The organism is Calidithermus terrae (assembly GCF_003574345.1).
Classification (GTDB): Bacteria; Deinococcota; Deinococci; order Deinococcales; family Thermaceae; genus Calidithermus; species Calidithermus chliarophilus.
The window spans coordinates 1-6236 of the sequence record NZ_QXDL01000222.1 but is presented as its reverse complement, the minus strand read 5'-3'; the positions used below and the strand labels follow the sequence as shown (position 1 = coordinate 6236).

Here is a 6236-nt window from a genome sequence, read left to right as displayed (position 1 = left end):
CCGACAAACACCCACCCAAGCCACAACCGGGTTTGGCAATTCTTTAGCTCGAGCCCCCCCAGCCCCAGCTTTGCACCGGCCGGGCTCGAGGCGGCCCGTAAAATACACGCGTGACCTCGGCCCTGCTGATCGTCTTCGCCTTCGTGCTGGGAGCGGTGATCGGCTCCTTCCTCAACGTGGTGATCTACCGGGTCCCCGCCCGCAAGTCGGTGGTGTACCCGCCCTCGAGCTGCCCCTCCTGCGGCCACCGCCTGGGCCCCGCCGAGCTCGTGCCCATCGTGTCCTGGGCCCTCCAACGCGGCCGCTGCAAGCACTGCGGGGCCTCGGTCTCGGCCCGCTACCCCGCCGTGGAAGCCCTCACCGGCCTGCTGTTCGCCCTGGCGGCCTGGCTGCGGCCCGAGTTCCCCGAACTCCTGCTGATCTGGGCCTTCATCGCCATTCTGGTGGCGCTCTCCTTCATCGACATCGACACCTACACCGTCCCCGACGGCATCAACTTCGGCGGGCTCTTCCTGGGCCTGGGCGCCGCGGCCCTGCTGGCCTTCCCCCAGCCCTTCGGCCAGGCCCTCGACGCGGCGCTGATCTGCGCGGGGGTCATCGCGCTCATCGGCAGCTACGGCTCGCTCGTCGTGCGGCGCTTCCGCGACGGCAAGCGGGAATACCCCGTGGGGCTGCACACCCTGCACCTCGCGGCGATGGTGGGGGCCTGGTTCGGCCCGGCCGCCGGGCTGGTGGCGGGCTTCCTCAACTGGGCGCTCAACGCCCGCACCAAGCGGGTGTGGGCCCTGCCCGACGGGCTCACCCTGGGGCTGGCGGCGCTGGGGCCCGTCGTGGCCTACCTGGTCCCAGCTTGGCCCTTCGACGGCCTGCACGGCCTGTTCATCGCGGCGGGCGGCCTGGCCCTGACCGGCGGCCTGTACTGGGCCTTCCAGCCCGAGCCCGAGGACGACCCTGACGAGGTGGTGGTGATGGGCTTCGGCGACGTCAAGCTGGCCGGGCTCCTGGGCGCGTGGCTGGGGGTGGGCCCCTTCCTGGTGGGCCTGATGGTCGCGGTGGTGGCGGGGGCGGTGATCGGGCTGGCGCTGCGCGAGCGCAAGGTGCCCTTCGTGCCCTACCTGGCCCTGGGCGGGCTGGTGGCCTTCTTCTTCGGCCAGGACCTCATCGGCTGGTACTTGGGCTACCTGGGCGTGGGGCCGTAGCCTCGAGCCCTCCGCCCCCGGGTGAAGTTCCGGGACTTACGCCCCAATCGCGGGGGTCCGGGGGGTTTTAGGCTTTAGGGCGTGGACCTCTACGACCTCTTCCTCCGCCGCGCCAGCGTGCGCAAGTTCAGGCCCGAGCCCCTGCGCGAGGGGGACCTCGACAAGCTCCTCCTGGCCGCCCAGCGCGCCCCCACCGACGCCACGGCGCAGATGTACAGCCTGCTGCGCGTGAGCGACGGTGCCCTGCGGGCCGAGGTGGCCCGGCTGTCCAACAACCCGCACGTCCAGACCGCCGCCGAGTTCTTCGTGCTCCTGGCCGACGTGCACCGGCTGCGCCGCCTGGTCGAGCACCGGGGCGGGGAGTGGGGCCACTGGCCCCGCACCGCCGCCCACTTCGCCGTCGCCGACGCGGTGCTCGCCGGCAGTGCCCTGGCGACCACGGCCGAGAGCCTGGGCTACGGCATCTGCTGGATCGGGGGGGTGCTCGAGGCCGTCGAGGCCCTGGGCGAGCTCTTCGCCCTGCCCGAGGGGGTCTTCCCGGTGGCCGGGCTGTGCGTGGGCGTGCCCGAGGAGGTCCCCGCCCCGCGGCCGCGCCTCTCCCGCAGCCTGGTCGTGCACGAGGACCGCTACCGCGAGCCCGGGCCCGCCGAGCTGGAGCAGGCCTACGAGGACATGCGTCCCATCACCCGCAGCGCAGACTGGTACAAGGTGCTCGAGCGCTACTTCACCCGGGGGGGGATCATGGAACAGCGCGAACCGGCCTACCAGCGCTTCACGGCCCGGCAGGGCTTCGACCCCGACCTGCCCCCGGGCACGGACGCCCCTTCGCTGGGGGGCCTGATCGAGCAGGCCCTCGCCCAGGGCTACCGCTCGGTGCTCTTCCGCGAGGGCGTCTGCTGGGTCGAGCGCGAGCCGGAAGCCAGCCGGGGGGAGGGAAAGCCCGGCGGTGCGCTGAGCGGGGCGCTGGCCTCGGCGGGAAAACCGTTCCGGCCGCCCTTGCCCAACGGTGGGTAGGGGGCTATGCTGGGCGCAATAGGAATGAATTCGCTCGAGTCCCCTCAGCAAAGGGCGTACCGTCTGTACTGGGTCATCGCGGCGCTGGTGATGGTGCCCGCGGTGTTCATCCATCCCTTCTTCGGGCGCTGGCCCGAGTTCTTGCTCGACGGGACCTACGCCGCCGCGACCGTGCTGGGCTGGTGGCTGGCCCGCCGCCTCGCGCCCAAGCCCGCCATCACCCTGCACCTGGTGCTGGGCTTCCTGCTGGCGACGTGGTACATCGCCCAGCCGGAGGGCCTGCCCGGCCGCTTCGACTTCCGCGAGGAGGCCTACGTGGCCCTGGTGGCCCCCGCCTTGCTGGGGCTGTCGGTGGTGTGGGGCGTGTGGGGCTTCGCCCTGGCGGTGCTGATGGGCTTCTCGCGCCTGCAAAACCCCACCCTCCCCGAACAGCTCAGCGCGGGCTACGTGTTGGCCTTCGTGGCCCTGCTGGGCCTGGTGACCCACTACAGCCTGCGGCGGCTGGAGGAGGCCCACGAGAACCTCGCCAACGCCGCCCTGCAGGACCCCCTGACCCAGCTCGGCAACCGGCGGGTGCTCGAGGCCGACTTCGTGCGCCTGCAGGCGTTGGCGAAGCGGGCCGGGGTGCCGCTCCTGCTCACGCTGTGGGACCTCGACGACCTCAAGGCCGTCAACGACGACCAAGGCCACGTCGCCGGCGACGCCTACATCCGCGACTTCGCCCAGGCCCTGCGCCTCAACGTGCGCGAGGGCGACGGGCTCTACCGCCTGGGCGGCGACGAGTTCTGCGGCCTGCACCTCGGCCTCTCCGAAGGCAGCTCGGTGAGCCTGCGCGTGCGGGCGGTGTTCCCCAACGTCTCGGTGGGCTGGAGCGAGGCGCTGGGCTCCCTCGACGAGACGCTGGCCCAGGCCGACCAGCACCTCTACGCCGAGAAAGCGAACAAGCGGCCGATCCGGATGCCGAAGCTTCCTTGAGGGTCGGTAGCCGGGCGCTTAGCGCGGGTCGTACGCCGTACGCCGAACGCTAGACACCGGTCTTACGTCCTACGTCGCACGCGAAACGCGAGACGCGGGACGCCTTGGCCCTCGACAAACCACGCGTCACGAGCCACAAGCTGACCGCTGACGGCTTACCGCTCACCCTGGCGCGGGCTGGTGCAGGTCGCGGGAGAGGGCGGCCAGGCGGGTGATGCTCTGGTCGAGCTCGTCGAGGACGATGAGGAGGTCGAGGTGGGCGAGGGTGGTGGCCCGTGACTCCACGCGGCCTTGCTCGAGGCGGCCGAGGTGGGAGCGGCGCAGCTCGAGCAGGTAGGCCTCCATGTGCCGGCGCTCGGCGATGACCTGGTGGGCCAGGCTGCCGTTGCGGGTGGCGAGGGCGGCGAGGGAGAGGTGGAGGCGCTTGAGCACCCGCTCGGCGGCCTCGGCGAGCTCGGTGCGGCCCTCCTCGGAGAACTCGAGGTTCTGCGCGTAGAGCTTGTCCTGCTTGCGCAGCATGCGGCGCACCTGGTCGCCCATGTGCTCGATCTCGCTGGCGGCCATCATCAGCGCTAGCGGGGAGTCGCCGGGGTGGCGGGCCGAGAGGTCGCTGAGGTAGAGCACGATGGCCCGGGCGAGCTGGTCCACCTTCTCCTCGCGCCGGGCCACGTCGGCGGCGTCGCCCTTGCCCTGGGCCAGGATGCGCACGGTCTCGGAGAGCATCTGCGAGAGCTGGTCGCCGATGCGGCCCACCTCGCGCAGGGCCAGGCTCGAGGCCAGCTCGCGCGAGTCGAGGGCCTCGGCCGAGAGGTACTTGGGCGTGATCTCCTGCCCGGCGTCGGGCACGAGCTGCCGGGTGAGGCGCTCGAGGGGCCGCAACAGGGGCAGCGCCAGCAGCGAGGCCCCGGCGTGGTAGGCGAGGTGGGCCAAAGCCACGGCCGCCGCGGGGCCCGAGACCGGGCCGAACGCGGCGGCGAGCCGGGCGCTGAGCGCGGCGTAGGGCTCGAGCACGATCAGCAGGGGCACCGAGAAGGCCACCTTCCAGCCCAGGTGGGCCAGGGCGATGCGCCGGGCCAGGGGGGTGCCCTTCCAGCTCGTGAGCACCAGGATCATGCCCGAGCCCGCCCCGCCGCCCAGGGTGAGGGCCAGCGCGGCCCCCAGCCCCAGCCCCCCCGACCCCGCCAGGGCCAGCGCGATGGCGGCGACGGCGTTGGCCGAGCCCAGCACAGAGGCCAGGGCGAAGCCCAGCACCCACAGGCCCAGCGGGGAGGCCTCGAGGCCCTCCCGCACCAGCGTGAAGAGCTCGCCCTCGGTCAGGGGCATCAGGCCCCGCACCATCAGCGCGACCCCGAAGAGCAGCATCCCCAGTCCCAGCAAAGCCTCGCCCCAGGGCTGCAGCCGCTTGAACAGGCCCACCGCGAAGCCCACCCCCACCAGGGGCAGGGCGAAGGCGCTCAGCGGCGTCGCCACGAGCAGCAGCGCCACCGTGGCCCCGCCCTTGGCCGCCAGGCCCAGCACCAGCGCCGGGGCGAAGCCGGCGATGCCCACCTCGGCCAGGCCGATGGCGGTGAGCCCCAGCGCCGAGCTGTTGAGGGAGATGGCCCCCACCAAAGTGCCCGCCAGCCAGGCCCGCAGCGGGCCCGCGGTGGCCCAGGTGAGCACCTTGCGGGCCGGGCCCCCCACCAGCACGGCCAGGGCCTGGGCGAGGACGCCCAGCCCCCGCACCAGCAGGGCCAGCCCGCCCAGGGCCTCGAGCATCAGCCCACCTCCCCGGCGGCTTGCTGGGGGGGGTGCAGGCGATCCTGGGGCATGGCGGCGAACGTAAATATACCACATGCCCCCGCGACATTCCCCGTCGGGAACGGTGCCCGCCCGACCCTTGACAATTCCCTGACGAAGCCTAATGATTCGGCCTAAGGAGGAAAATATGGCGAACCGTATCGCACGGGCCCTGCGTTTAATTCCCGTCGCGGCCCTCGGCCTGGTGGGGTTTGCGTCCGCCCAGCAGCGCGTGGTCAACGTCCTGTGCAGCCCCGACCTGGCCTGGTGCGAGGCGCTGGGGCCGGCCTTCAAGCAGGCCACCGGGATCGACCTCCGCTTCGTGCGGCTGAGCTCGGGCGAGGGCCTGGCCCGGTTGCGCGCGGAGGCCTCGAGGCCGCAGTTCGACGTGTGGTTCGGCGGCACCGGCGACCCCCACCTCATCGCCTTCAACGAGGGGCTCACCGAGTTCTACAAGCCCAAAGCCTGGAACGACATCCGCGAGGACCTGCGCAAGGCGGTCGGCGAGACCTACATCCCCCTCTACACCGGGGCCATCGGCTTCGTGGTCAACCCCCAGGTCCTGCAGCGGCGCAACCTCCCCGAGCCCAAGCGCTGGACCGACCTGGCCGACCCCCGCTACAAGGGCCTCATCGCCATGCCCGACCCCAACACCTCGGGCACCGGCTACACCATCCTGGCTACGCTGGTCCAGATCTACGGCGAGGACCAGGCCTTCAGCCTGCTCGCCAAGATCCACCGCAACATCGCCCAGTACACCCGCTCGGGCTCGGCCCCCGGCCAGCTCGCCGGCCGCGGTGACGTGGCCATCGCCATCCAGTTCGCCCACGACGGCGTCAAGTTCGCCATGGAGGGCTTCCCGCTGAAGATCTACTTCCCGCTCGAGGGCGTGGGCTACGAGATCGGCGGGCTGAGCCTGATCAAGGGCGCGCCCAACCGCGAGGCGGCCATCCGCTTCATCGAGTGGGCCCTGACGCCCGAGGCCCAGGCCATCGCGGCCAAGGCGGGCTCGCTGCAGATCCAGTCGAACAAGAAGACCCCGGTCCCGCCGAACTCGCCCAAGCTGGCCTCCATTACCCTCATCAAGTACGACTTCGCCAAGTACGGCTCCACCGACGTGCGCAACCGCATCGTGGGCCGCTGGACCAAGGACATCTTCCCGCAGCCCCGCTAGCGCCCGCGCCCGGACCTCCCGGCAGGGGCGGGGGCTGGGCCTCAGCCCGCTGCCCACCTCCCGCCGCCCGCCCGCGCGCCGCCCTCGCCCCCATG

At 72.1% G+C, this 6236-nt stretch carries 5 protein-coding genes; 4 read left to right on the top strand and 1 reads right to left on the bottom strand.

All coding sequences use genetic code 11. From position 1 onward, the window contains the following. Positions 1-110: 110 nt before the first annotated feature. The 3 genes from Mterra_RS17900 (at position 111) to Mterra_RS17890 (ending at position 3188) form a co-directional block, all read left to right on the top strand. Positions 111-1199, top strand: a complete 1089-nt coding sequence (locus tag Mterra_RS17900) for a prepilin peptidase (RefSeq protein ID WP_119316388.1) — start codon at positions 111-113, stop codon at positions 1197-1199. Between the two features lie 81 nt (positions 1200-1280). Beyond that, positions 1281-2213 carry a nitroreductase family protein gene (locus Mterra_RS17895; protein WP_119316387.1) on the top strand — a complete coding sequence of 311 codons (933 nt, stop codon included), beginning with the start codon at positions 1281-1283 and terminating at the stop codon, positions 2211-2213. Positions 2214-2237: 24 nt separating this feature from the next. Beyond that, positions 2238-3188 (top strand): GGDEF domain-containing protein, encoded by a 951-nt coding sequence (locus tag Mterra_RS17890; protein WP_170159728.1) that lies wholly within the window; start codon positions 2238-2240, stop codon positions 3186-3188. Between the two features lie 162 nt (positions 3189-3350). Here Mterra_RS17890 and Mterra_RS17885 read toward each other — a convergent pair whose 3' ends face one another. Further along, positions 3351-4946, bottom strand: a complete 1596-nt coding sequence (locus Mterra_RS17885; RefSeq protein WP_119316385.1) for a Na/Pi cotransporter family protein — start codon at positions 4944-4946, stop codon at positions 3351-3353. A 169-nt stretch (positions 4947-5115) separates the two neighbouring features. On the opposite strand from Mterra_RS17885, the gene Mterra_RS17880 reads away from it, so the two are divergent. Beyond that, complete coding sequence (locus Mterra_RS17880; RefSeq protein WP_119316384.1) at positions 5116-6141, top strand: ABC transporter substrate-binding protein; 1026 nt, start codon at positions 5116-5118, stop codon at positions 6139-6141. Positions 6142-6236 lie beyond the last annotated feature (95 nt).